Genomic DNA, 25996 nt, shown 5'->3' on the forward strand with positions numbered 1-25996 from the left:
GCGGAGCCGCCTATGATCCGATGGAGAAGCTGGAGGATGGAATGAAGTTGTTCGATGGCGGCCGAGCGCCCAACCCCCGGCGCGTGCGCGTCTTCCTTGCCGAGAAGGGGCTGACGGTGCCGCTGGTGCCCGTCGACATGGGCGCTCTGGAGCATCGCGGCGAGCAGGTGGCTCAGCGCAATCCGCTGCGGCGCCTGCCTGTGCTTGAGCTCGACGACGGCACCATCATCACCGAATCGATCGCCATTTGCCGCTATTTCGAGGAATTGCACCCCAAGCCCGCGCTGTTCGGCACGGGCGCGCTCGGCAAGGCCATGGTCGAGATGTGGCAAAGGCGCATGGAACTGAACCTGATGGCCAGTGTCGCCGCCGCGTTCCGGCACATCCATCCTGCGATGAAGGAGTGGGAAGTGCCGCAAATCCCGGAATGGGGCGAGGCCAACAAACCGAAAGCGATCGAATTCCTGCACCTCCTCGACCACGAACTGGCGGAGCGCGAATTCGCCGCCGGCGACAGCTACTCGGTCGCCGACATCACCGGGATGATCGCCATCGATTTCATGAAGCCGGCACGCATCAGGGTGCCGGAGGAGTGCACGAACGTGCTGCGCTGGTATGCAGCGCTTACAAGCCGGCCGAGCGCAGCGGCCTGAGCGACAACAATTGGACAATCTGCCTGATATGAGAGAAGCGCTGGAGCGCCTCACCGCCAAGGTGCGGACCTGCCGCATCTGCGTCGAGGAGCCGCTTGGGCGGCCTTTACCGCATGAGCCGCGGCCGGTGCTGCAGCCGTCCTCCACCGCGCGGGTCCTGCTTGCCGGCCAGGCGCCGGGCACAAAAGTGCATTTGTCGGGCGTGCCGTTCACCGACGCCTCCGGAGACCGGCTGAGAAGCTGGCTCGGTGTGAGCGGCGATGAGTTCTACGACACCGAAAAATTCGCCATCGTTCCGATGGGCTTTTGCTTTCCCGGACAGGACGCCAAGGGTGGCGACCTGCCGCCGCGCCGCGAATGCGCGCCAGCCTGGCGCGCTCAATTGATGGCGCTGATGCCGCAGATCGACCTGGTTCTGACCATCGGCGGCTATGCGCAGGCCTGGCATATGGGCACGACACGCCTGCCGTCGCTGACCGAGACAGTCAGGAACTGGCGCGCCATATGGGATGGACCGGCCGTCCCGAAAGTGCTGCCGCTGCCGCATCCATCCTGGCGAAACACCGGCTGGCTGAAGAAGAATCCCTGGTTTGAAATGGATTTGCTGCCCTTCCTGAGGTCGGAAATCCGCTATCGCATCGATTAGGCATCTTGCAAGAAATCACTCGCTTTTGCCGCCATCGGCAGAATTTCTTTCTTGTGAAAGGCTTGGATAAAAGGGATTATAGCCAAACTATTCCCCTGGAGCTTCCCATGGATCGTCTCGACAGAAAAATTCTCCGCCTCCTGCAGGAGGACGCGACGCTCGCGGTCGCCGATGTCGCCAAGAAAGTCGGCCTGTCGACCACGCCGTGCTGGCGGCGCATCCAGAAGCTCGAGGAGGAGGGCGTCATCCAGCGGCGCGTTGCCATTCTCGACCATGTGAAGGTCAATGTGCGCGTCACCGTCTTCGTGTCGATCCGCACCAATTCGCACAGCCATGAATGGCTGCGGCGCTTCTCCGAGGTCATCCAGGAATTCCCGGAAGTGGTCGAGTTCTACCGCATGAGCGGCGATGTCGATTACCTGCTGCGCGTGGTGGTTCCGGATATCGCCGCCTATGACGCTTTCTACAAGCGGTTGATTGCCAAGATCGAGATCCGCGACGTCTCCTCGTCCTTCGCCATGGAGCAGATCAAATACACGACCGAGATCCCGCTCGACTACATGGTGCTGGACAAGGAATCGGGCGCGAACGCGGCGTGATCACAGGGTGCTCGCCGATTCCCGCACTTGAGTGGGGCGGCGAGCTTAGTTCTTCTTTTTGTTGAGGAAATTCCACGGCGAGTTGACCGGCAGCGTGACCGTGTCCGGCACGCTGTCGACGCTTGCCACCTCGGCCCTGCGCACCGTGTAGCCCGACTGGACGATCGAGACGCCGTCGAGGATGAAGAGCTGGCTCTTCTCCATGCCGGGCTTCAGCACGCCGATGACGGCGACCGGCTCGTAGGTCTCTTTCATCTTGTAGGGGTGCGCCGGCGTCACCAGCACGATCTGGTTCGGTGGCGGCGTCGGCATGTGGCTGCAGGCGCCGGTCCACGGCACCAGCAGGAACTGGTAGACGAGGTCGCCATCGCGATCGACTGGCAATGCATAGCCGGCTAATTGTATCGTCTTGTCCTGCAGATTGAGCGACAAGGTCTCACCGTGGTCTGGCAGTTTTGCCGCGATCATCGGCAGGTTCGCATCCTCGGCAACGGCTTGCGTGGCTGGGCGCAGGTCCTTCCACAGGATATGCGCGACATCGGCCGCGGCATCGGCTCCCGAGGCAGCGAAAAGCAACCCGGCGACCAGCGTCGCGCACGATCTGAAACGCTTGTTCATGGCCGCTCCATCCTCCGCCTGTCCATTGGCGGAATCGAGTAAAAGCGTCGTGACCGGTCCGGGCTCAACGGTTCAGCCGCATCAGATGCCGACGCGTGCCGGCGGTGCCGATTTCATGGAAGCCTCGCGCGACGAACATGTCGCGAAAACCCATGAAGCGATAGCTCGGCGCCGCCTCGTCGACGGGATAGGCCTCGATGATGCGTGCGCCTTTGCGGAAGGCATGGTCGATCGCCGCATCGAGCAGGGCGGAAGCCAGCCCGCCGCCGCGCAAAGCCCTCGGCACATAGAAGCAGACGATCGACCATATGCCGGTTTCGGTGTCGTCCTGCTGCTTCGAAAGCTTCCGGTAGGTTTCGCGCGGCGCGACCGAGCACCAGCCGACTGGTCTGCCGCCCAACTCGGCGACGATGCCGACCGGGGTGCCGGCATCGATGAGCGCCATCATCATGCGCTTCTTCTCATCGTTCTCACTGTGCTCGCGGCTGGAATGGCGCCAGGCCATGCACCAGCAATATTTCGGCGCGCCCGGCTGCTCGAACAGATTCTCGAAGCCGGCGCGCGTCTCCGGCGTCACCTCGACGAAGCGAATACCGGCAAGGTCAGGCTTTTGCGGCTGCGAGCCTTTCGAGCTGTCTGGCATCGGTCAGTTCCTTCACCGCATCCTTGCCGATCCAGCGTGCCGTCTTGTCGGACGATGCCGCCAGTTTTTCTGCGAGCGCAAGGGCAGGGGCGTGCAGGCTCATCGACCGCTTGCCGATCTGCCGCAACGCCCAATTGACCGCCTTGCGGACGAAATTGCGCGGGTCGCCGGCATGTCTCTCGATCAGCGGCAGATAGGCAAGGAAGGTCGCGTCCGGCTCTTTCTTGAGATGCACCGCGCTCCAGGCCAGCATGGCGAAGGCGGTGCGGCGGACGAATTCGCGTTCGTCTTCGGCAAACTCGTCGATCAGTTCGCGCCAGAACGGCGTTTCGGCGAACAGGTCCGCGACGGTGTCGACGATCTCCCAGCTGTCGAAATCCGCCGCCCAGCGCCGGCATTGATCGATGCCGACCTTGTTCGGCTCGCCGGTGAAGGCCGCCATCAGCCGCGCTTCGCGGACACCGCTGTCCCACAGCAGAAGCGATCGCTCGTGGTTCTTCTTCAGTTTGCGCGCCAGCGGCCGCAATTCGGAATTGCCGACGCCGAGCGCGCTCGTGGTGTTGATGCCGAAGCGCGCCATGCCTGCCCGGTTCGCCTCGGTGCCGATCGCGCGCAAATGAGCGACGATGTCGTCGGCGCTCCAGCTCGGACCGGGCAGGGCCATTGCGTCGCCTATTTTTCGAGGCGCGCCAGCAGCGACGACGTGTCCCAGCGCTTGCCGCCCATGTCCTGCACATCCTTGTAGAACTGGTCGACAAGCGCCGTCACCGGCAGCTTGGCGCCGTTGCGGTTGGCCTCCGCCAGGCAGATGCCGAGATCCTTGCGCATCCAGTCGACGGCGAAGCCGAAATCATATTTGCCGGCATTCATCGTCTTGTGGCGGTTCTCCATCTGCCAGGAGCCGGCCGCTCCCTTGGAGATCACCTCGATCACCTTCTCGATGTCGAGCCCCGCCTTCTTGCCGAAATGGATGCCTTCGGCCAGCCCCTGAACGAGGCCGGCAATGGCGATCTGGTTGATCATTTTCGTCAGCTGGCCGGCACCCGCCGATCCCATCAGGCCGACCATGCGGGCGTAGGCGTCGATGACGGGCCGCGCCTTGTCGAAGGCGGCCTCATCGCCGCCGACCATGACGGTCAGCACGCCGTTCTCGGCGCCGGCCTGGCCGCCGGACACCGGCGCGTCGAGGAAGGAGAAACCCGCCTTGCGCGCGGCTTCGTCAAGCTCACGCGCGACCTCGGCCGAGGCGGTGGTGTTGTCGATGAAGATGGCGCCTTTCTTCATCGCGGCGAAGGCGCCGTTCGCACCTGTGGTGACCGAACGCAGATCATCGTCATTGCCGACGCATGAGAAGACGAAGTCCTTGCCTTCGGCCGCTTCGGCCGGCGTCAGCGCCAGTTTGCCGCCATGCTGGGCCACCCACTGCTCGGCTTTTGCCTTGGTGCGGTTGTAGACGGTGACGTCATGGCCGCCCTTGTTCCTGAGGTGCCCGGCCATCGGATAGCCCATGACGCCAAGACCGAGAAATGCCACCGATGCCATAGGTCGAACCTTCCGAAGAAACAGAGAAATCTTGCTGCGGAAGCTCTATGCCCTGCAGCGGATTCGTCAAGGCGCGGAGAGCCGCATCGACTGGCCCAGGCCCACGCGATTTCGGCCTAGCGGTGCAGGTGGACAGTGATGCGCCGCTCGATCCATTCGACGCCGTGGCGCAGGATCTCGACCATCACCAGATAGACGATCGCCACCCAGATATAGGCCTGGATGTCGAAGGATTTTGCGTAGGCGAGCTTGGCGTTGCCCATCAGGTCGTAGACCGTGATGATGGCGACGATCGCCGAAGCCTTGATCATCAGGATGAGTTCGTTGCCGTAGGGCCTGAGCGCGACGATGATCGCCTGCGGCAGGACGACTTTGCGCAGCGTCTGCAATTTGTGCAGGCCGAGCGAGGCCGCACCTTCCCATTGGCCGCGCGGCACGCTTTCGATGGCGCCACGCAGGATTTCGGCCTGATAGGCGGCGGTGTTGAGCGAGAAGGCAAAGACGCCGCAATAGAAAGCTTCGCGGAAGAACCACCACAGCCCGACCGTCTCAAGCTCCGGCCGGAACGAGCCGACGCCGTAATAGACCAGGTAGGTCTGCACGAGCAGCGGCGTGCCGCGGAAGAAGTAGACATAGCAATAGGCAAGCCCGGACAGGATGCTGTTCTTCGACATGCGGCCGTAGGCGACGGGAAGCGACAGGATTGCACCAAGGACCATCGAGATGGCGACCAGCGACAGCGTGGTGCCCAAGCCCTGCAGATAGGCTGGCGCGTATCTGGCGAAGAACGCGGCATTCCATGCGTAGACCAGATAGGCAACGATGCCGACGCCGAACAGAATCCAGATGCCGACCAGCGCGGAGCCAAGGATGCGGGCTCGCGGCCAGCCGCGCGCTTGCGGCGGCGGCTTGTCGATGGCGATAGCCTGGCTGACGCTCATCGCGCCTCCCTCCGTCCGAGGTGGCGCAGGATGTAGCTCGTGGCGATCGACGACAGGACGGCCAGCGCCAGGAAGATCAGCGCCGCAACGCTGTAGAACAGGAAGGAATGCTTGGTGACGCGCGCCGCGACGCCGGATTGGCGCAAGGTTTCGGCCAGATTGACCACCGAGACCAGCGAGGTGTCCTTGAGCAGGCTCAGCCAGCAATTCTCCAGGCCCGGAAAAGCGATGCGTATCAGCTGCGGCAGGACGATGAGCCGCATCGTCTGCCATTTCGACAGGCCAATGGCGTAACCGCCCTCATACTGGCCTTTCGGAATGGCACGAAACGCGGAGAGAAAGACCTCGCTGGCGTAGGAGGAGAAGATCAGCGACAGCACGATCATGCCGGCGATGAAGCTGTTGACGTCGATCGTCGCGTCGGGATTGAACAGCCGCACGACATGTTGCAGGAGAAGCGGCATGCCAAAGAAGAACAGGAACAGCGTCACCAGTTCGGGCAGACCGCGAAAGACGGTGGTGTAGATATTGCCGGCCAGGCGCAGCGACGGCTCTTCATGCTGCTTGGCGAAGGCGACGAAAAAGCCGATCACCAGGCCAATCGGCAGTGTGGCAAGCGCCAGCGCAATGGTGACCAGAACGCCAGACGCAATGTCGTCACTCCAGCCATCCGGTCCCCAGCTGAGAAGTGTCCAAATGCTTTGGGCCGGCATTGACGGGTCGTGTCTCCGTGGCGATCCCGGAAGGATTTAAGGGCGGCAAGGGATGCCTCACCGCCCTTGGCTTGTCGATCAGGATTCGGCGCCGTAAACGTCGAACTTGAAGTACTTGTCGTTGATTTCCTTGTACTTTCCGTTCTTGCGGATGGCGTCGATCGCGGCATTCAGCTTGTTGACCAGATCGGTCTCGCCCTTGCGCACGGCGATGCCGGCGCCCGGTCCGAAGATATCGACCGGCTGCGGCGAAGGCTGACCGAGGATCTTGCAGCAGGCGCCGTCCGGCGAATCCAGCCACTGCTGCAACACGACGATGTCGTCCTCGATGGCGTCGAGACGGCCATTGGCGAGGTCGGCCTGTTCCTCGGGGCTGCTCGGATAGCCCTTGATGGTGCTGTCAGTGTAGGTCTTCGAAGCATAGTTGTAATGCGTGGTCGTGGTGGCGACGCCGATGTTCTTGCCGGCGAGGTCTTCCTTGGTCACGCCCTTGAGCGGCGAATCCTTCGGCACGGCGATGGCCGACGGGGTGTTGTAGTATTTGTGGGTGAAGTCGACCTTCTCGGCGCGCTCGGGCGTGATCGACATCGAGGCGACGATGGCGTCGAACTTGCCGGCCTGGAGCGCCGGGATGATGCCGTCCCAATCCTGCGCGACGAAGGTGCACTTCACCTTCATCTCGTCGCAGAGCGCCTTGGCGATATCGATGTCGAAGCCGACCAACTGGCCGTCCGAGGTCAGGTTGTTGAAGGGCGGATACGCGCCTTCGGTGCCGATCCTCAGGGTCTTTTCCTGAGCCTGGGCGACGCCAAGTGTCAGCAGCGCGGCCGAAGCGGCAAGCGCGATACGCAGTGCAATACGCATGATAATCCTCTCATATTGTCATGGCCGCTGTCCCGTGCGGCTCTTGTGGGCGGAGCTTCTTTACCGCCCGCTGAGGCGGATACTCCCACTCTTTCCAAGAAAAAAGCAACTGCAAATCAACGCCAAACGACAATCAGGATGTGCCGCTGCGTTACTTGGTTTGAGCCACGAGACCTGTGCTGCGCTCGACAAAGTCGGCTATCGATTTCGTGTCATCGAGATCGAAAACCGGCAACGTTTCGCCTTCGACTGTAAAGTCGGCGGCAATGGCGACAATGTTGGGATCGTTGGCCGAAAGCGGCGTCCGGTCCTTGGCCTCGAGCCGCCTTGCCTCGATCTTCTTATGCGCTTGGCGCTTATAGCCTTCGACCAGCACGATATCCGAGGGCGCCAGGCGCGCCAGGATGTCGTCCAGCGTCGGTTCGTTCTCTCCGCGCAATTCGTGCATCAGCGCCCAGCGCCGGCCGGAGACGATCGCGACCTCGGTGGCGCCCGCCTGCCGATGGCGGAAGCTGTCGGCGCCCGGCTTGTCGATGTCGAAGTCATGGTGGGCGTGCTTCACCGTCGAAACCGTCCAGCCGCGCGCCACCAGTTCGGTGACCAGCTTTTCCGTCAGGGTCGTCTTGCCGGAGTTCTTCCAGCCGGTGATGCCGAATACGCGTCTCATGGCCCGAGGCTTTGCAACAGACGCTCCGCCGCCGCAAGGTCGTCCGGCGTATTGACGTTGAAGAACGGATCGATCTTCAGGTTGCCGGCCTCGATCATGGGGAATTCGACCTCGACATAACCTTGGCGCTGCATGAAGGCCGAAACCCGCCGGTTGTCCTCGTCAACCATGAAATGACGCAAGGCGTCGCGCAGGCTGAGCGGCCAAAGCGCGAAGGTCGGGTGCCATCTGCCGCCCGAACTGGCGACGGCGATCGCGCCAGGCCGGTCGTGAACTGCCGCGACCAGGCGCTCGACGAGGTCGTCGGGGAAGAACGGCGTGTCGCCGGCGGCGCTCATCAGCCACCGGCAGCTCGTTTGCGTCGTCGCCCATTCGAGGCCGGTGAGAATGCCAGCCAGCGGCCCGGCATGGCCCGGCACCGTATCTTCCAGCACCGGCAGGTCCAGGGCGGCAAACCGCGTCGGATCGCCGTTCGCGTTGAGCCCAAGGATCGCGACCTGCGACTTCAATCGGCGGGCGACATGATCGATCAGTCTGTCATCACCAAGCGAAAGCAACGGCTTGTCGCCACCGCCCATCCGGCGCGCCTGGCCTCCCGCCAGAATGATCCCGGCAACATTTCGGTCCATCGGCCTATATGCCGTCCGGCGCCATGTCGGGTCCAGCGCTTTCAGCGGCGGGTTGCTGCTTGCCGACGACGCGCTCGCGGTAGAGCGCATAGAGGCCGGAGCCGATGATGATGACTGCGCCGACGATCATGGGCAGGTCTGGGACGTCGCCGAAGATGACGAGGCCGAGCAGGATCGACCAGAGCAGGGCGGTATAGCGGTAGGGTGCGATGAAGGAGATGTCGCCCGAGCGCATCGCCATGATGATGAACTGATAGCCGATGAGCACCAGCACCGCCGCCAATGCCAACAGAGCTGTCGCCTTGCCGCTCATCGGCGTCCAGCCGCCCATCGGTGACAAAAGCAGCGCACCAAGGACCGTCATGGCAAGCGCGGTCGCCGTCGACACCAGCATGGTCGGGATCGCCTCGGGGATGCGCTTGGTGGAGAGGTCGCGCACGGCGCAGCAGGCGACGCTGGCCAATGCCACCAGCGAATAGACACTGAACCCTTCGAAACCCGGCCGCACAATGATGAGCACGCCGACGAAACCGGCGGCAATGGCGGTCCAGCGTCGCCAGCCGACGCTTTCGCCGAAGACCAATGCCGCGCCCATGGTGACCGCCAGCGGCAGAGCCTGCATGACGGCCGAGACATTGCCGATCGGCAGATGCGCAAGCGCGATGAGGAACGACACGGTGGCGCCCGCTTCGCCGGCGACGCGCATGGCCACCATCGGCTGCAGCATGGCGGCCGGATTGGCAAGCGCGCCGCGCCGCCAGGCCAGCAGACCGACGAAGAAGGATGCGAAGGCGCCGCGCACCAGCATGACCTGCGCCATGTTCATCGATTCGGAAGAGAATTTGGTGATCGCGTCGTTCAAGGTGAAGCCGACCATGGCCACGATCATGAACAGCGCGCCGCGCAGATTTGGCGAGAGAGGCAAAGGCGTTTCCGGATCCTATTTTAATTCAGCCGTCTAGCAGGCAGCCGGAAAACAGCAACGGCAAAGAAATGGGCCACGAATTTCTGCGTGGCCCATGAGATCGATCTGCCGAGCTCTGGAAGGCTTACTTCGGCGTCAGGACTTCGGTGCCGTTCCCGTTCTGGCCGGCAATGGTCCACAGCCCGTGCAGGGAGCCGTCCTTCTCGATCTTGTAAACGACGAGACCGATCTCCTTGCCCATCGCATAGCCGGCGGAAAATGCATTGTCGTTGCGCATGCAGATGCCGTCCGAGGTCGAGCCGCCGGTTTCCCAGTGGATCGTGCAGGTCGTGTCGCTGGTCAGCGTGATGGTTGCCTCGCCGCCGTATTTCGAGCCGTCGAAATTGGTGCCGGCAACGTTGTAGGTGCCGCCGATCGACTGAGCCGCGGCCGATACGGAAGCAACCCCGAGCATTGCAAGTGAAAGCATGAATGTGCGCATGTGCACTCCCCCTAGCGCGAAAAACGCGCCGCGAAGGCTAGGCCGGAAAAGCTTGGCGGTAAATCGGCGGGAAGGTAACGCGGGCGCTTTATTTTCAGGGGAGCCGGCTGGCCTCAAGGACCGCGCAGGCTGTTGGCGATGGCGCCGACCAGCGGGTCGTATTTAGCCTTGAGCGCGGCGGGATACTCGATCCAGACGGTACGTATGACGTCGTCCTTCCCGAAGAGGCGCCGCTCGTAGAAGATCTTGCCATCCCTGGTGCCGGAAAGCACCGCCCAATCCTTGCCGGTCTTGCTGTAGGTGACCTTGTAACCCGGTTCGGTGCTGGCTTTCTCCTGGGCGACGAAACCTTGCGGCGTGTCGTTGTCGACATTGTAGATGCCGGAACAGGTCAGGCTGGCGCGGTCGGCGCTAAGCCATTGCTGCCCGTCGCCATTTTCCGGCTCGGGCATCGGCTTGTCGAAGATTTCGTCGGGGAATGTGCATGACTGGCCGAATCGCGCATTCACGTAGGTGAACGGCTTGGCCGTCGCCTCGGTCGTCGTGATTATCGATAGGGATACGACAGCCGCCAGTGACGACAAGCCGAAGCGCTGCGGACGTTGCATGATCCCCCCTTCGGTCGATGACCAGAAGAGATCATGCATCAATCAGTGGAAAAAATCAGCCGCCGGTGACGCTCATATGCCGCGACACCGAAGGGCGGCTGGTGCGGCGGTCGATGATGAAATCATGGCCCTTGGGCTTGCGGCCGATGGCCTCGTCGATGGCCTCGCCAAGCAGTTCGTTGCCTTCGGAGGCGCGCAGCGGCGCCCTGAGATCGGCGGCGTCCTCCTGGCCGAGGCACATATAGAGCGTGCCGGTGCAGGTCAGCCGCACGCGGTTGCAGCTCTCGCAGAAATTGTGCGTCATCGGCGTGATGAAGCCGAGCCGGCCGCCGGTCTCGGCGACATGGACATAGCGGGCGGGGCCGCCGGTCTTGAAAGGAATATCGGAAAGCGTGAACTGGCGTTCCAGCGAGGCGCGCAGCATCGACAACGGCAAATACTGATCAGTGCGGTCGGCCTCGATCTCGCCCATCGGCATCGTCTCGATGAGGGTGAGGTCCATGCCGCGGCCATGCGCCCAGCGCATCAGTTCGGGGATCTCGGCGTCGTTGAAGTCGCGCAACGCAACAGCATTGAGCTTGATCTTCAGCCCGGCCTTCTGCGCGGCGTCGATGCCTTCCATCACCTTGCCGAGATTGCCCCAGCGCGTGATCTGGTGGAATTTCCCGGCATCGAGCGTATCGAGCGAGACGTTGATGCGCTTGACACCGCAATCGGCGAGCTCTGCGGCGAAGCGCGAAAGCTGCGAGCCATTGGTGGTCAGCGTCAGCTCTTCCAGGGCGCCGCTCGCGAGATGCCGCGACAGCTGGCGCACCAGATGCATGATGTTCTTGCGCACCAGCGGCTCGCCGCCGGTCAGCCGCAGCTTCTTCACGCCCTTTTCGATGAAAACGGTGCAGAGCCGGTCAAGCTCTTCCAACGACAGCAGATCCTTCTTCGGCAGGAAGGTCATGTCCTCGGCCATGCAATAGGTGCAGCGGAAATCGCAGCGGTCGGTGACCGACACGCGCAGATAGCTGATCGTGCGACCGAAGGGGTCGATCATGTCCATTTGCAAGCGTTTCCCATGGCCTGAGCGGCGTCGTTATATATAGCTATGTGATACGATCCAATGCCGCATTCAAGATAGAATGTCTCGATCTTTGGTAACATTCCCCGACCGACATCGCGTGTCGGCTGCTTTCTAATGATCCTTTTCGGATCGCGCGAAGCGGCGTAGGGAAGGGCGCAACCCAGACAGGACAGCCATGACCGCGCCAAAGGAACTCAGGGTCTCGAAGGACCGCAAGCTCTTGACCGTGACCTTCCCCGGCCACCAACCGTTCGAATTGCCGGCGGAGTTCCTGCGCGTGGCCTCGCCATCGGCGGAGGTGCAGGGCCATTCGCCGGAGCAGCGGGTGACGGTGCCCGGCAAGCGCAATGTCGCGATCCTCAAGATCGACCCGGTCGGCAATTATGCTGTGCGCATCACCTTCGACGATTTCCACGACACCGGCATCTTCACCTGGAGCTATCTGCATACGCTCGGCCACGAAAAGGACGAGCGCTGGAACGCTTATCTTGCCGAGCTGGCCGAGAAGGGACTGAGCCGAGATCGCTAGCCTGGCGCATGGCATCCAATTTCGGCAGCCGGCTGTCGTCAAGGCGTCATGGACATGGAGTAGCGCCAGCAAAAGGTCGGGAGGCGAAAAAGATGTCGCTCATCACATCCGTCGAACAGCTCGAGGCCCTTTACGGGTTGCCCGGCGAGGCTTCGGTCGTCAAGGAGCTCGACCATGTGATTCCCGAATATGCCGCCTTCATCGAGGCGTCGCCCTTCGTGGCGCTGGCGACCAGCGGACCGGAGGGGCTCGACTGCTCGCCTCGTGGCGATCTCGGGGGCTTCGTACGCATCGTCGACGACAAGACGCTGATGATGCCGGACAGGCGCGGCAACAACCGCGCCGATTCGCTGAAGAACATCATTCGCGATCCGCGCGTCGGACTGCTCTTTCTGGTGCCGGGCTCGGGCACCACGCTGCGCGTCAACGGCCGCGCTCATATCACAACCGATGCCGGGCTTTGCGCGTCCTTCATGGTCGACGGCAAGCCGGCTCGCTCGGTCACCGTCATCGATGTCGACACGGTCTATTTCCAATGCGCCCGCGCCATCGTGCGCTCCGAACTGTGGAACCCGGCTAGGCATGTCGACCCGAAGTCGCTGCCGACGCCCGGCCAGATCCTCGAGGTCACCAGTCGCAAGAACATCGATGCCGAGGCCTATGACAGGGAATGGCCGGAGCGGGCGAAGAAAACCATGTGGTAATTGGGCGGCTCAGGCTTCCTTCAGCACGTCGGCGATCTTGCGCATCTGCTCGCCGATCATGTCGCACTGCTCCGGCGTCGATTGGCTCATCGCCTTCTCGATCAGCGCCATGTGAACCTTCAGAGCCTTCATCAGCAGGGCTTCGCCCGCCTCGGTCAGGTTCAGCCGCAGCACCCGCTTGTCCTTTTCGTCGCCCTCGCGGCGAAGCAGGCCGCGCGCCTCGAGTTGCGGCAACAGCATGGTGATGTTGGAGCGGCCGACCAGGAGCTTGCGGGCGAGATCGTGCTGCGACATGCCTGGGTGGCGATAGAGGTTCATCAGCACGTCGAGCTGCGCCGGCTTGAGGTCGAGCGGGGCGAGCTTCACCGCCAGCGTGCGCTCCAGCACATGGCAGGCGCGCGCCACCGCAACCCAGTTGCGAAAGCGAGGATTGTCCCAGGGCAGATCTTGTTTAATGTTCATGTTTGAACTATTATGTTCATGCTTGAACGAATGGATGGATCGCCAATATGGCATCATTTGGATTGAAGGTCATCCGCGGCGTCTTTGGCGCGGCCGAGCATGTCATGCCACGTCTCGGCGGCCGCGCCGCATTCGAATTGTTTTGCCGCACACCCAATGCCAGATCCTTGAGCGACGGTGAGCGTCGCGCTGTCGAACGCGCCTCGGACTTCATGGCCGAGGCGCGCCACCACCGGCTGAAGACCATGACGGATTGCGTGGCGGTGCATGAATTCCGCCCGGAGCCGGTCAGGGAGTCGCGCGGAACGGTGCTCGTCATCCATGGCTGGCGTTCGCGCACCGAATATATGCGCGCCCTGATCGAAGGGTTTCGCGGGGCCGGCTACAAGGTCGTCTCGCTCGACCTGCCCGGGCATGGCCATTCGCTCGGCCGCCATCTCAACATGGTGACCGCCGTGGACGCGGCGCGGGTCGCCGGCGAATGGTTCGGCCCCTTTGCCGCCGTCGTCGGTCATTCCTTCGGCGGCGCCATTGCCGCCAATGCCGTCGCGGCATCGGTCAAGGGCATGCCGCCGCTTAAGGCGCAGAAACTGGTGCTGATTGCCGCGCCGAGCTCGCTGCCGGCAATCTTCGACGATTTCAGCGACATGATGAATGTCGGGCCACGCTCCCGCGTCGCCATGGCGGATCGGGTAAAACATCTGTCGGGCCGGCCGCTCAGCGAATTCACTGGCGACCGCCAACTTGCGGAGGCGCCGGTGCCGACGCTGATCGTCCACGCGCCGGACGACCGCGAAGTCCATGCCGACCATGCGAAGCGTTATGCGGGCGCCGGCGAGCATGTCCACTTGCATTGGGCCAATGGGCTTGGCCATCGCCGCATCCTCGCCGACAGGGATGTCGTTGCGCGCGCGGTCGGTTTCGTGACCGGGCAACGCGAAACGACCCTGCACTAGATCGTGATGGCGTTTCGTTGAATCGCCGTCACGATCTAACTCTTTGTTGGAGCATGATCTTTCTCCGAAAACCGGTTCCCACTTTTCGGGGTCATGCTCTAGGAGATTTGCGAGCCTGCGTTCGGTCCCGGGCCGCCGCCGCCAAGGCGTGGTTCCGTTCCCGCCAGCAGCCGCTGAATGTTGGCGCGGTGGCGCAGGATCACGTAGAGGCTGCCCGCGATCACCAGCAACCGATAGGGCAATGGTTGCTCCAAGCCGCAGACAAGCGCGACCGCCGTCAGCGCCGCCAGCATCGAGCTCAGGGAAACGAACCGGAAAAGAGCGAGTGTGGCCGCAAATGCCGTGGCGGCACCCAATCCTACGGGCCATGACATCACCAGCAACACGCCAAGTCCCGTCGCGGCGGATTTTCCGCCGGTGAAATTCAGCCAGATCGACCGGCCGTGCCCCAGCAGCACGGCAAGTCCGGCCAGGCAAACGAGCCAGGGCGCCAAGGTCTGCAGTTCAAGCGCCATCGGTGGCGTGGCGGACGATATCGCGTAGCACCAGGGATAAAACCAGCGAACAAAGACGATCGCCGCCACGCCTTTCAGCACGTCGACAAGCAGAACCGCCAATGCCGGCCATTTGCCCAAGGTTCTGAGCACGTTGGTCGCGCCGGTGGATCTGGAGCCGTGCTCGCGTATGTCGATGCCCTTGAGAAGTTTGCCGGCCAGATAACCGGTGGGCGTGGAGCCGAGCAGATAGGCGACCGTCAATCCAACCGCACTTGCTATCCAAAAAACCATCGGGTCGATTGATCCCAGACGTTGCGGGAAACTGTGATCAGTCGGCCTTCTTTTTCCGCCCCGGCTCGACCGGCAGGCCAGCTGCCTTCCAGGCGGTGTAGCCGCCGAGGATGTGCTTGACCGGCGTCAGTCCCATGTCCTGCGCCGTCTTGGTGGCCAAAGCCGAGCGCCAGCCGCCGGCGCAGAAGAAGACGAAGGTCTTTCCGCTGGCGAAGAACAGCTTGTGATAGGGGCTTTCGGGATCGATCCAGAATTCCAGCATGCCGCGCGTCACGTGCTTGGCACCGGGGATATTGCCATCGCGCTCGACCTCGCGCGGATCGCGCAGATCGACGAAGATGGTGTCTTCGTCCTCCAGCAATCCGGCCGCTTCCTCGGGCGACACAACCTCGATCTCGGCATTCGCCTCGTCGAGCAGCTGGCGATAACCTTTCTTCACGGCAAATCCTCCGACTGCTCAAATTGCCCGGATTTCCGGCATAACGGCCGGAGCTTATCACGTCCGGGCCAGTTTCCGCCGATGTCTGGCGCAACGCCGCAAGCATGGCGCGAACCGAGGCAGGTCACACCGTCTCACAATGATGTGAAACTGTTCTGCAACACGACTGCGAAAATTTATGAAAGCTTAACGAAATCGGTATGAATCGGTATAGTCACGTCATACATCCGCCATGCGGAGGGCGGGACCGTCCAGCGGCGCGGAACGGGAACCGGTTGCAACCGGTGCGGGTGAAGCATGAAAGTCCTCAGGAACAAGAAAACCCTCCTGCCGATCGCAATCGCAGCAACGCTCGCCTTCGGACAACAGCCGGCAAGCGCGCAAGGGCTGTTCGACATGCTGTTCGGCGGCGGTATCCGGCATAATCCGCAAGGTGAATTTCCGCCGCCGCCGAAGCCACGCAAGATACGGCCGGCAGAGCCCGACGGAGGCGGTGGTGTCAGGATCAGCAGCCCGACCTACAACACCTACAGGGCCGACAAGCTCGTTCGCGTCGATTTCAAGTCGCTGCTGCCGGCACCGCAGCCGGCGACCGCGCAGGATGCCGCCTTTGTGCCGTCCGTGACGGGCAACAGCTTCCGCGACGCCGTCGCAGGCTTGAGTGATTACGAGCTGTTTGCCGAGCCGGATATCGCCAAGGCACTGATCGCCTATTATTCGGCCAACCCGGATTTCATCTGGGTGAGCGACAACGTCCCCAACAGCCGAGCTCAGGATGCGGTGCGCGTCCTGGGCGAGGCGGCAAGCTACGGCCTGACGCCGGCCGACTATTCCGTCGACGTTCCGGCTGCCGCGACTGCCGCTACGCCCGAAGAGCGGACCAAGGAACTGGTCCGCTTCGAGATGGCGCTGTCGGCGCGCGTGCTGCGCTATGCGCAAGATGCCCAGAGTGGCCGCGTCTACCCCAACCGGATGACCGGTTACTACGATTTCCCGGCTAAGCCGTTCGATCTCGAAGGCGCGCTGAAGACGCTGGCGCATACCCAGGAGGTCCGCACCTATCTCGAATCGCGCCACCCGCAGAATGCCGAGTACCAGGCGCTGCGCGTCGAATTGGAAGCGCTCGAGGCGAGCGAGGAAAACGAGATCGTCGTCGATCCGAAGCTGTTGCTCAAGCCCGGCGAGAGCAGCCCCGAACTGCCGAAGTTGCTGACGCTTATTTCCCGCAATCTCGATGATGAGATGGGTGGCAACTATGGCGAGGTGCTCGCCAGGCTGGGCAAGAGCGAGCTCTACGATCCCGAACTGGTGCCGGTGATCAAGGCCGTGCAGCAGCGCGCCGGCATGAAGGGCGACGGCGTCATCGGCCCGCGCACCGTGGCCTCACTGGCCGGCGCCTCGAAGGCCGACAAGATCGAGAAGGTCAAGGTGGCGCTCGAGGAACTGCGCTGGATGCCGTCGGATCTCGGCAGCCCGCGTGTCTTCATCAACCAGCCGGCCTTTACCGCCAGCTATATCGACAATGGCGAGGAGAAGCTGAAGACCCGCGCGGTCATCGGCCGGGTCACCAATCAGACCGCCTTCTTCTACAACCAGATCAAGCAGGTCGACTTCCACCCCTATTGGGGTGTGCCGCAGTCGATCATCGTCAACGAGATGCTGCCGAGGCTGCGCAGCGACCCGGGCTATCTCGACCGCGCCGGCTATGAGGTGACGGATTCGCGCGGCAAGCGCATTCCGTCCTCGGCGGTCAATTGGGGTGCCTATGGCGCCAACATCCCCTTCAGCGTGCGGCAGCAGCCGAGCGAAGCGAATGCCTTGGGCGAATTGAAGATCCTGTTCCCCAACAAGCATGCCATCTACATGCACGACACGCCGCAGAAGTCGTTCTTCGCACGCGACATGCGCGCGCTCAGCCATGGCTGCGTGCGGTTGCAGGATCCGCGCGGCATGGCCGCCGCCGTGCTCGGCACCTCCGTCGACGATATCGCCGAGAAGCTGAAGCATGGGCATTCGACCGAGAATGTCACGCGTGTCATCCCGGTCTATGTCGCCTATTTCACCGCATGGCCAGACATGTCCGGCAAGGTCGAGTATTTCGACGACGTCTATGACCGCGATTCCAAGCTGATGCAGGCGCTCGACGCGACCGAAGCGGTGCGCACGCCGTCAAGCTGAGCGCTGTCTACTTTCAAGCAATTCCGGACGGAAGGCCACGGCGAAGCCACCGAACCCGACCGCTTCACACGTTTCTTGGAAGTGCCTTGATGAGCGGCCGGCGGAAGCCGGCGTCGCGCCCGGCGATAAGCCAGTAGACCAGCCCGGCCACGAGGCCGGCGGCGGCGATGATGCCCATGTCGGCCCAGCGTTCCGGATCATCGGCGGCGTCCGGCCAGATCAACATGAAACCGGCAGCCGCGGCGGCAGCGCCGAACAGCATGTGCAGCCAAAAGTTTCGCAACGAAAGGAACTCGGCGATCAGGGCGAAAACCAGCGTCTGCATTCCGGTCAGGATGATCGCCAGGAAGTAGACGAACATGCCGAGAGGCGGCACCACCAACACCGCGACGGGCGTGAACTCCATGAGCTCGAAGTAGCCCGGCGCGTTGGGCAGCGAGCTCAGTATCGCGTAGATCACCACCACTGCGATCAACCCGACAAGCACCGCGACCAGATAGCCGACAAGCACCATCAGGATGCGCTTCAGGACGTAGCCGATCATTGCCATGCACCCCCGTGCCCGCAATCATGGCGGGCAGTCAGCCACCAAAGTTGTGACGATGCAAGGGCGGTTTGTCGCGCTGGCTCCGCACGGCGCCAAGGTCTTCAGGCGCCACCACACAGATGCTGGGAATCGGGCAGGGCCCATGCGCCTTTGGCGGCGAAGTCGACGGCGCAGTAGACCATGCCGCGCAGGTCGTTTTTCGGGCAGTCGCGCGGGATAGCGATCAGGCACATGACGACCGGATCGCCAACCTTGGAACTTGCCAGTCCCGGTTCGCGGTCATAGGAGACCGCCGTGCCGCCGTTGGTAAATCTCGCCGCCCTGCCGGCTTCCGGGCTGGCGGTTTCCAGCGGGTCGTCACCCAGCCTCGTCGTCAGCGCCATGATATGGGTGAAGCCGCATTTTCCGATCGATACGGGCAAGAGCTGATCGGTTGGCTTCGGCGTCCTTGCCCCAAGGTCGAGCGCCTTCTTGCCGACGAGCGCGATGTTGTAGTCCTGCACCCATTGCGGCGCATTGCCGTAAGTCTGGAGCGCATTATTCTGCGCGCTGACGATGCAGGCTGCGTCCGTCTTGCAGGCATTCCGATCGGCGACCAGTTTCCTGGCGATCCCGCGTTTGTCGCCGCCGAAGGCGGGCTCGAAACCGGCGTAGGCCCTGGTGACCAAAGCATCGATGGCCGACATTTGCGGGTCGGCGCAGATCGCTTTCTCGGCTGGCAACTGCGCCTTTCGGCAGTCGAAAGAGGGGCCATCCGCCAGCGCCTGGCCCGATGTCCCAAGCATCGATGCGGCTACCAGCAGGGCGTGAGCGCAGATGTGAAGCCGCATGTCTGTCCCCCGGTCCGGCCTGTTTCGACGATCAAGTCTATGCCGAACGCAAGCACCGCGAAATGGCGGAGGCAGGCAACCGAACGAGGCCTATTTGGGTTCGCCGGTCACAGGATCGTAGGTGATTTGGACCTTGGCCTTGTCGGTGGTGTAGTAGGTGACGGTGTAGCCGTCGCTATCCCAATCGACCTCCTTCACATAGCGGAAGTCGGTGCGGTGCTCGACCTTGGCGACAATCTCGGACAATTTCTTTGCATTTTGCGGCGGCAGCGGCTGGTCGTCTGCTGCGAAGGCTTGTCCACTGATAAGCAGGAAAGCGATACAGGTTGCTAAAACAACAGTGCGCATGAGAGCCCTCAAATCTCGTCGGCGTAAGTGCCGTCAGAAACTCGCACGCAGGCGGGTTGGTTCCGCAGCGCCGTAATAGCGGGTTTTTGCAGCGCATGCCTCGATGCGACCGATCCTTGCCGGCGGAAACAGAGTCAGTATTGTTCGGCGGAGAAAATATAATAATTTCAAATGGTAAAGTCGCGGTTCGGATGTGTCTCCTGACGTAACGAACGACTAACCATGCGCCGGACGGTGAATTCGTCATATTAGCCGTTCGTGGTAGAGCTTTCGGCAAGACCCTGATAGAATTCCGGTCATAACAGGGTGGCAACAGTGCGCCGGGCCTGCCGAGGATTTCCGTCGGCAGACGGCGACGCGTTTTTTTTGAGCGCAGGTCACCTGTTCTGGACTGAAACGGGGACTGGGGGCTCGATCATGGCTGAACGGAATTATACCCGTCAGCTTGCGACAATCATTTCGATCGACGCCGTGGGATTCTCGAGGCTTATGGGCATCGACGACGAGTCGGCTGTCGCCGCCTTCGAGGAAAGGCGCGACATCATCGCTGGCAGTTGCGGCGCATTTGGCGGGCGCACGTTCGGCGATGCCGGCGACAGCATCATGGCCGAATTCGGCAACCCGATCGAAGCGTTGCGCGCGGCCTTCGATTTCCAGGCCCGGATCGTGGCGCTGAATACGGCAGTCGCCGAGGACATGCGCATGCCGTTTCGCGCCGGGATCAACACCGGCGACGTCATCGTCCGGGAGGGCCGTCTTTACGGCGACGACGTCAATATCGCAGCCCGCCTTCAGGAATTCGCGCCGCATGACGGCGTCGCCATCTCGGCGACGACGTGGCATCACGTGAAGGACAAGACGGCGGCGGTCTTCACCGATCTCGGCGAGTTCAGCCTGAAGAACATTGCCCTGCCGGTGCAGGTCCTGATCGCCGGTCGCGGCGGCAACGGCCCTGTCGCGACGGCGTCCTTCGCTTCCATTCCCACCACGCCCAGTCATTCCAGGCCGATCGCCAAGGGGCCCCCGGCAATCGCCGTGCTGCCGTTCCAGGGCAACGGAAGCGAACCCGATGTCGGCTATATGGCCGACGGTATCGCCGAGGACATCATCTACGGTCTTTCCAACACGCGCTGGCTCTCTGTCATCGCCAAGGGCTCGAGCTTCCAGTTTCGCGACGACAGCCTCGGCACGAGGCTCATCGGCAACGCGCTGGGCGCTCGCTACATCGTCAGCGGTACGCTGGCGCGCTCCGACAGGCAGATTCGTCTCAACGCGTCGCTCACCGACACCTCGAACGGGCGCCTGGTCTGGTCGCAACGCTTCGACCGCGACCTCGTCGATATCTTCAGCCTGCGCGACCAGATCGGCAGCGAGATCGTTTCCATCCTCGACAAGGAGGTCGACCGCGCCGAGCAGGCTCGCACGTTCCAGGTGCCGTGGGAAAGCCTCGAAACCTGGCAACTGGTCAGGCGCGGCCGTTGGCACATGAACAGGCGGACACGTCGCGATACCGAAATCGCGCTCGACTTCTTCGACAAGGCCTACCTGGAAGATCCGAACTCGAGCGCCGTGCTCAATGAGCTCGCATGGTGGTATTTCTGGCGGGCCTGGCTGCGTTTCGGCGACAGCGACGATCTGGAGAAAGTCGAGACGCTTGCGCGCAAGGCGCTTCTGATGGACAGCCTCGATGCGCGTCCGCATGCCTATCTCGGCGCGGCCGACATCATGCGCGGCCTTCCGGCGTTGGCGGCCGAGCATCTTGCCGAAGCGATCCACATCAATCCGAGCTTCGCCTTCGCCCGCTCGGCCATGGGCAGCGCGTACCTTCTGCTTGGCGATGCGACCGGCGCGATACCGTTCTTCCTCGACACCGAGCGGTTGAGCCCGTTCGACCTCTATCGCTTCCACAATCTGGGGGAACTGGCCGCGGCCTATTGCTTCGTCGAGGACTGGGAGGCCGCGATCGCCAACGCCGAGCGCTCGCTCAACCTGTCGCCAAGTTACTTCTACGCGAGGTTCCTGAAGATAGGCGCCCTGATGAGAAGCGGGCGGCGCGACGAAGCGGCGCATGAGCTTGCGATTTTCATGACCAGGCATCCCGATTTTTCCGAGCAGAGGATACGCTGGATACCGTTCGTGGATCCGGCCAAGAACAATTTCCTGATCGGCAATTTCGATCGGGCGAAGTCCGCTGCATGATCGCCGGGGCCGACAACAAATGACTGTGATCGAATTCACATACGCCGGACCGATGCAAACCTAGGCCAGACAATGCCGGCATCGCATTGACGTGGATGGCCGGGGGGCTTGAACGCGATGATCACCTTGAAGTACTTCGCCGCCGTCCGCGCCGCTCAGAAGAGCCAGCGTCCGCTCGCCGAAATGCCACCGTTCGACATCAATCGGCTGCGTTCCAAGAGCGGCTTTGCTTCCCGCATCGTCGGTTTTCTTCTTGGCGATCCGCGCTGGCTGCTGGCGCTGCTGCGCCGTTTCTGGCCGAATCTCGGCTTCGGCAATTTCCTGCTCGTTACCAAGGGCGCGGATGTTCGCGACATATTGGAGCGGGGCGACGAGTTCGAAACGCCCTACGGCCCGGAAATGGCCGAGCTCGCCCGCGGCTCGAATTTCATTCTCGGCATGCAGGACGGCGCCGCGTACCGGCAGATGAAATCGGCGGTGCTGAGCGCTTTCCCGCCGGCGGAGGTCGAAGCCGCCGTCAGGCCGATCGCCGAGCGCCATTCGCGCGACATCATGACCCGCGCCAGTCCCGGCTTCGATGCCATCGCCGGATTGATGAAGATCTTGCCGGTGCGTATCTGTCGCGATTATTTCGGCCTTGAGATCGACGACGAAACCGAGTTTGCCGACTGGTCGATCTCGCTCAGCGCGCTGTTCTTTTCGGACCCGACGGCAAATCCCGCCACGCGTCAGCTTGCCGTGGTCGGCGGCGATCGGCTGATCAAAATCATAGACCGTTCGATTGCCGCGATCAGGGAAAGAGCGGGCAAGGACGACCGGCCGCTTGCCCGCCTCGTCGCGCTGATGGACCAAGGGCGCCTGTCGTTGCCCGACATTCATTCCATCATGCTCGGCATGGTCGCAGGCTTTGTGCCGACCAATGTGCTTGCCGGCAGCAATTGCATGGATGTGATCCTGTCGCGATCCGATGCGCGGCGGGCCGTGGATGAGGCCATCGCGGCCAGCGATACCGGCAAGCTCGACCGGGCGATCATGGAAGCCATGCGGTTCAAACCGATCTGGATCGGGCCATGGCGCTATACCAGGCGTGACGCGGTCATCGGCAAGGGCACGCGCCGCGAGCGCCTGGTCAGGGCCGGAACGGTGGTCATGCCGGCGACGCTTTCAGCGATGTTCGATCCGGAGATCGTGCAGCGGCCGAACGAGTTCGATACGTCGCGCCCGCATCGCGATTACATGGTTTTCGGCTACGGCATCCATTTGTGCATCGGCGCCGAAATCGCCCGCATCCAGATCGGCGAATGCATCCGCGCCCTGTTCAGCAAACCGAAGCTCGCCCGCGCGCGCGGCAGGGCCGGCAAGATGGCCAATGTCGGCGCCTATCCGGCAAGCCTCAAGGTCGACTTCGAGCGCTCGCCGCTTTGCCGCACCGCCGACCAGTCGATGGTGACGGTTGTTTGCCCGATCACCCGCTCCATGCCGCTCGATGCGGTGCGCGACAAGGTCGCCGATCTTGGCAATCCCGCGATCGGCGAGCTGCGCGACGCGCTCGACAAGGTCGGCACCATACATTTCACCAGCCTGGCCGTCGCTCCCACCGGCAAGGATGAAAAAACGGGGATGGAGGCCGGCGCGCTGGTGTTCGAAATCTCCGGCGACGGCAGCACCGACGATGTCATAACCGCCATCGCGCAATCGATCGGGCACTGGCTGCGGCCGATCTTCAGGGATGTCTGTGGCCTGCTGGACGGCGGCTCGCTGGAGGACTTCCTGAGGAAGAACCATATAGAGATATCGCCGTCCTTCGGCAGCGCCGCGGGGCTGGTTTTCTCCGGCACGCCGGGCCATTCCGTGCGCCGCATCCTTGCCGAGGCGCGGCTCGCCGACAGCGTGCGCGAGATCGCCGAAAAGCCTCGCGCGGGCGCCGGCAATGCGATGGATGTGCTCGCCGAGGCGCGCCGGCATGTCCGCTGCCTCGGGCAATTCGGCTGGGCGTTCGAGCCCGCCGAAAGCCTGCTGGAAAGACCGCCGGGTCACTGGGCGCGCGCGCTGACGACGACGCTGCTGACGCCGGCGATGTTCGTCACTGTCGCGATCGTCGTTCTGGCCTTTTGGCGCATGACCTATGTGCTGGTGTTCGGGAACCCGCATGGCATCACCTTTGCCAACATCGCCATCGCCGGCGCCGCGCTTCTGCTTACGGTGCTCGGTCTGCTGGCTATTCTGGCTCTGTTCGTGGTCCTTTGCTTCCTGGCGTTGCGGCGGCTGGAGGACAAGGACCGGCCGGCGAACACGCCCGTCGACATCGGCGCGCTGGAAAAGATCCTCGCCAATGAGGACCACTGCGCGCAGAACAACCTGACGGCCATCTCGACGATGAAGCCGGGCATCTTGCGGCGGCTGGCGCTGCGGCTCTCCTTCTATCTAATCTCGATATCGGCGCAGAAAGTGTTCAGGCCGGGCTTCCTCGCCACCATCAACACCATTCATTTCGCCCGCTGGGTGCTGCTGCCCGGCACCGACAGGCTGATGTTCTTCTCCAATTACGGTGGCAGCTGGGAAAGTTATCTGGAGGATTTCATTGCCAAGGCCTCAGCCGGTCTGACCGGCGTTTGGAGCAACACCGAAGGCTATCCGCGCACGCGTTGGCTGTTCCTGGACGGCGCACGCGACGGCGATCGTTTCAAGCGCTGGGCGAGGCGCCAGCAGGTGCCGACGCTGTTCTGGTACAGCGCCTATCCGCACCTCAACACACCGCGCATCCGCATCAACTCCAGGATCAGGCGCGGCATCGCATCGGCCACCGGCAACGAGGCGCGCGACTGGCTGAGCCTGTTCGGTTCGCTGCCGCGCCCGCAAGCACGGCCGGCGGACGCGACCAGCCTGCCTGAACCGGCATCCGCGCCGCTCGAAGAGCTGGAATCCGGGGAAATCCAATCCATCTTCTTCGGACCCTTCGGGGCGCTCGGCCACGCGCATATGCTTGCGATCCAGGTGCCGGAAGGGTTGCCGGCACCGAAGCGCAAGGCGTGGCTCGATTCCGTCATCGACAGAACCAGTTTCGGCGACGGCGTGCCGGCCGGCCGCGCCATGACCGTGGCATTCGGCCCCAACGGGCTGCGCCGGCTCGGACTGGAAGGTGGCGTCGACGACGAGCCGCTGGACACGTTTCCTGTCGCCTTCCGGCAAGGCATGGGAACGCCCGAGCGCAGCCGCATTCTCAACGACACCGGTCCCGACGCCCCCGACAAATGGCAGTGGGGGTCGTCCGCCAAGCCCGTCGACGTCGTCATCGTCTGCTATGCCGGGACGCCGGCCGCGTTGAAGGCGGAAATCGCGGCCATGAAGCGACAGACGACAGGCGCAGGGATGTCCGTGGCCGCCGAACTGCCGCTGATGGTGCGACGCGATGGCAAGCGGGCGGTCGAACATTTCGGCTTCGTCGATGGCGTCTCGCAACCGATCGTCCGGGGCACGCAGCGCGCTGCCAAAGGAGCGGCGCCCATGCATCTGCTGGCGCCCGGCGAGTTCCTGTTCGGCTATCGCGACGAGCATGGCTTCTATCCGGCTTCGCCGTCGGTGGAGGCGGCGCTGGATCGCACCGGCATTCTGTCGCAGGTGCGGCGCAACCGTCAGATACCGGGGCAACCGCCTCCGCCGCGCGATTTCGGCCGCAACGGCACCTTCCTCGTCGTGCGCCAATTCGAGCAGCATGTCGAATTGTTTGACGATTATTGCAGGAAAGCCGCGACGCAGGCTGCCGATGAGACCGGCGACCCCGCCATCGATCAGCGCTGGGTGGCGGCAAAGATGCTCGGCCGCTGGCAGGACGGCAGCTCGCTGGTGCGCAATCCGAATGGTCGCCCGGGCCGCGGCATCGACAATGATTTCGCGCTCGGCGCCGAGGACCCGCAAGGACATGCCTGTCCGCTCGGCTCGCACATACGCCGGTCCAACCCGCGCGATTCGCTCGGCGAGGACCGCGAGACGCAGATCAGGATCGGCAAGCGCCACCGCATCCTGCGCGTCGGCCGCACCTACGAGAGGAAGGACAGGGGCGGAAAGACCGAGAAGGGTCTGCTCTTCATGTGCCTCAACGCGGATATCGAACGTCAATACGAGTTCATCCAGCAGACCTGGGTCTCGTCGAACTCGTTCCAGGGCCTTGTCGGCGAGACGGATCCGACGATCGGCGCACGGGGCGGCGGCGGCCGGTTCTCGATCCCTTCCTGGGAAAAGGTCACCGTCTTGAAGGATGTGCCACAGTTCGTCACCACCAAGGGCGGCGGCTATTTCTTCATGCCAAGCCGCTCGGCAATGCGCTATCTGATCTCGCGGCTCTGACCGGGTGCGGCGAAACGACGGGGCTGTGGCGAAGTCGCCGAGCAGGCCACAGCGAAGTGGCCGAGCCAGCT

At 63.0% G+C, this 25996-nt stretch carries 28 protein-coding genes; 9 read left to right on the forward strand and 19 right to left on the reverse strand.

The window, feature by feature from the left end:
• Positions 1-41: 41 nt before the first annotated feature.
• The 3 genes from FJ418_RS06320 (at position 42) to FJ418_RS06330 (ending at position 1898) form a co-directional block, all read left to right on the forward strand.
• A complete protein-coding gene (locus FJ418_RS06320) occupies positions 42-653 on the forward strand; it encodes a glutathione S-transferase (protein WP_140642620.1) in 612 nt (203 codons plus the stop codon).
• A 28-nt stretch (positions 654-681) separates the two neighbouring features.
• Complete coding sequence (locus FJ418_RS06325; RefSeq protein WP_140864315.1) at positions 682-1299, forward strand: uracil-DNA glycosylase family protein; 618 nt, start codon at positions 682-684, stop codon at positions 1297-1299.
• A 107-nt stretch (positions 1300-1406) separates the two neighbouring features.
• Positions 1407-1898: an Lrp/AsnC family transcriptional regulator gene (locus tag FJ418_RS06330; RefSeq protein WP_140642616.1), complete on the forward strand. Its 492-nt coding sequence runs from the start codon at positions 1407-1409 to the stop codon at positions 1896-1898.
• Between the two features lie 45 nt (positions 1899-1943).
• On the opposite strand, the gene FJ418_RS06335 is transcribed toward FJ418_RS06330, so the two are convergent.
• From FJ418_RS06335 to moaA, 13 genes are all read right to left on the reverse strand, one after another.
• Positions 1944-2516 carry a DUF3299 domain-containing protein gene (locus FJ418_RS06335; protein ID WP_140864317.1) on the reverse strand — a complete coding sequence of 191 codons (573 nt, stop codon included), beginning with the start codon at positions 2514-2516 and terminating at the stop codon, positions 1944-1946.
• Between the two features lie 64 nt (positions 2517-2580).
• The gene (locus FJ418_RS06340; protein ID WP_140864319.1) at positions 2581-3159 is read right to left on the reverse strand and encodes a GNAT family N-acetyltransferase; all 579 of its coding nucleotides are present in this window, start codon (positions 3157-3159) and stop codon (positions 2581-2583) included.
• A complete protein-coding gene (locus tag FJ418_RS06345) occupies positions 3119-3823 on the reverse strand; it encodes a DNA alkylation repair protein (RefSeq protein WP_140864321.1) in 705 nt (234 codons plus the stop codon). The genes FJ418_RS06340 and FJ418_RS06345 overlap by 41 nt, the downstream gene beginning before the upstream one ends.
• Positions 3824-3831: 8 nt before the next feature.
• On the reverse strand, positions 3832-4701 hold the full coding sequence (locus FJ418_RS06350; RefSeq protein ID WP_140709906.1) for an NAD(P)-dependent oxidoreductase: 870 nt from the start codon (positions 4699-4701) through the stop codon (positions 3832-3834).
• Between the two features lie 116 nt (positions 4702-4817).
• Positions 4818-5642 carry an ABC transporter permease gene (locus FJ418_RS06355; protein WP_140864323.1) on the reverse strand — a complete coding sequence of 275 codons (825 nt, stop codon included), beginning with the start codon at positions 5640-5642 and terminating at the stop codon, positions 4818-4820.
• Positions 5639-6355, reverse strand: coding sequence for an ABC transporter permease (locus FJ418_RS06360; protein ID WP_140642603.1), 717 nt, complete (start codon positions 6353-6355; stop codon positions 5639-5641). Before FJ418_RS06360 ends, FJ418_RS06355 begins: the two co-directional genes overlap by 4 nt.
• Before the next feature lie 78 nt (positions 6356-6433).
• Positions 6434-7219, reverse strand: coding sequence for an ABC transporter substrate-binding protein (locus tag FJ418_RS06365; protein WP_140657866.1), 786 nt, complete (start codon positions 7217-7219; stop codon positions 6434-6436).
• Between the two features lie 151 nt (positions 7220-7370).
• Entirely contained in the window at positions 7371-7886 is a 516-nt protein-coding gene (gene mobB / locus FJ418_RS06370) for a molybdopterin-guanine dinucleotide biosynthesis protein B (protein WP_140864325.1), read from the reverse strand.
• Positions 7883-8515 carry a molybdenum cofactor guanylyltransferase MobA gene (gene mobA / locus FJ418_RS06375; RefSeq protein ID WP_140864327.1) on the reverse strand — a complete coding sequence of 211 codons (633 nt, stop codon included), beginning with the start codon at positions 8513-8515 and terminating at the stop codon, positions 7883-7885. The genes mobB and mobA overlap by 4 nt, the downstream gene beginning before the upstream one ends.
• Positions 8516-8519: 4 nt before the next feature.
• Entirely contained in the window at positions 8520-9440 is a 921-nt protein-coding gene (locus FJ418_RS06380) for a DMT family transporter (protein ID WP_140642594.1), read from the reverse strand.
• A gap of 124 nt (positions 9441-9564) precedes the next feature.
• The gene (locus tag FJ418_RS06385) at positions 9565-9921 is read right to left on the reverse strand and encodes a hypothetical protein (protein ID WP_140642592.1); all 357 of its coding nucleotides are present in this window, start codon (positions 9919-9921) and stop codon (positions 9565-9567) included.
• 113 nt (positions 9922-10034) lie between these two features.
• A complete protein-coding gene (locus tag FJ418_RS06390) occupies positions 10035-10529 on the reverse strand; it encodes a hypothetical protein (RefSeq protein ID WP_181166855.1) in 495 nt (164 codons plus the stop codon).
• A gap of 55 nt (positions 10530-10584) precedes the next feature.
• Positions 10585-11580 (reverse strand): GTP 3',8-cyclase MoaA, encoded by a 996-nt coding sequence (gene moaA / locus FJ418_RS06395; protein WP_140642590.1) that lies wholly within the window; start codon positions 11578-11580, stop codon positions 10585-10587.
• A 196-nt stretch (positions 11581-11776) separates the two neighbouring features.
• On the opposite strand from moaA, the gene FJ418_RS06400 reads away from it, so the two are divergent.
• Together FJ418_RS06400 and FJ418_RS06405 are read left to right on the forward strand one after the other, a co-directional pair.
• A complete protein-coding gene (locus tag FJ418_RS06400; RefSeq protein WP_140642588.1) occupies positions 11777-12130 on the forward strand; it encodes a DUF971 domain-containing protein in 354 nt (117 codons plus the stop codon).
• Between the two features lie 92 nt (positions 12131-12222).
• Positions 12223-12834: a pyridoxamine 5'-phosphate oxidase family protein gene (locus tag FJ418_RS06405; protein ID WP_140856733.1), complete on the forward strand. Its 612-nt coding sequence runs from the start codon at positions 12223-12225 to the stop codon at positions 12832-12834.
• Positions 12835-12843: 9 nt separating this feature from the next.
• Here FJ418_RS06405 and FJ418_RS06410 read toward each other — a convergent pair whose 3' ends face one another.
• Complete coding sequence (locus FJ418_RS06410; protein WP_140864329.1) at positions 12844-13296, reverse strand: MarR family transcriptional regulator; 453 nt, start codon at positions 13294-13296, stop codon at positions 12844-12846.
• Positions 13297-13343: 47 nt separating this feature from the next.
• Between FJ418_RS06410 and FJ418_RS06415 the strand changes: the two genes are divergently transcribed.
• Complete coding sequence (locus tag FJ418_RS06415; protein ID WP_140864331.1) at positions 13344-14252, forward strand: alpha/beta hydrolase; 909 nt, start codon at positions 13344-13346, stop codon at positions 14250-14252.
• 98 nt (positions 14253-14350) lie between these two features.
• Here the strand turns inward: FJ418_RS06415 and plsY are convergent, their stop codons facing one another.
• Complete coding sequence (gene plsY, locus FJ418_RS06420) at positions 14351-15040, reverse strand: glycerol-3-phosphate 1-O-acyltransferase PlsY (RefSeq protein WP_140864333.1); 690 nt, start codon at positions 15038-15040, stop codon at positions 14351-14353.
• Between the two features lie 37 nt (positions 15041-15077).
• Positions 15078-15479: a rhodanese-like domain-containing protein gene (locus FJ418_RS06425; RefSeq protein ID WP_140864335.1), complete on the reverse strand. Its 402-nt coding sequence runs from the start codon at positions 15477-15479 to the stop codon at positions 15078-15080.
• Positions 15480-15776: 297 nt separating this feature from the next.
• Here FJ418_RS06425 and FJ418_RS06430 point away from each other — a divergent pair, with 297 nt between their 5' ends.
• Positions 15777-17657: a murein L,D-transpeptidase gene (locus tag FJ418_RS06430; protein WP_140657847.1), complete on the forward strand. Its 1881-nt coding sequence runs from the start codon at positions 15777-15779 to the stop codon at positions 17655-17657.
• A 64-nt stretch (positions 17658-17721) separates the two neighbouring features.
• Here the strand turns inward: FJ418_RS06430 and FJ418_RS06435 are convergent, their stop codons facing one another.
• From FJ418_RS06435 to FJ418_RS06445, 3 genes are all read right to left on the reverse strand, one after another.
• Positions 17722-18207: a hypothetical protein gene (locus tag FJ418_RS06435; RefSeq protein ID WP_140642574.1), complete on the reverse strand. Its 486-nt coding sequence runs from the start codon at positions 18205-18207 to the stop codon at positions 17722-17724.
• 98 nt (positions 18208-18305) lie between these two features.
• Positions 18306-19034, reverse strand: a complete 729-nt coding sequence (locus FJ418_RS06440; protein WP_246682955.1) for a lysozyme inhibitor LprI family protein — start codon at positions 19032-19034, stop codon at positions 18306-18308.
• 90 nt (positions 19035-19124) lie between these two features.
• Positions 19125-19382: a PepSY domain-containing protein gene (locus tag FJ418_RS06445; protein WP_140864337.1), complete on the reverse strand. Its 258-nt coding sequence runs from the start codon at positions 19380-19382 to the stop codon at positions 19125-19127.
• Positions 19383-19799: 417 nt separating this feature from the next.
• On the opposite strand from FJ418_RS06445, the gene FJ418_RS06450 reads away from it, so the two are divergent.
• Together FJ418_RS06450 and FJ418_RS06455 are read left to right on the forward strand one after the other, a co-directional pair.
• A complete protein-coding gene (locus FJ418_RS06450; RefSeq protein ID WP_140864339.1) occupies positions 19800-21581 on the forward strand; it encodes an adenylate/guanylate cyclase domain-containing protein in 1782 nt (593 codons plus the stop codon).
• A 117-nt stretch (positions 21582-21698) separates the two neighbouring features.
• On the forward strand, positions 21699-25925 hold the full coding sequence (locus tag FJ418_RS06455) for a cytochrome P450 (protein WP_140864617.1): 4227 nt from the start codon (positions 21699-21701) through the stop codon (positions 25923-25925).
• Positions 25926-25996 lie beyond the last annotated feature (71 nt).

This window comes from Mesorhizobium sp. B2-8-3, from assembly GCF_006440815.1.
Classification (GTDB): Bacteria; Pseudomonadota; Alphaproteobacteria; order Rhizobiales; family Rhizobiaceae; genus Mesorhizobium.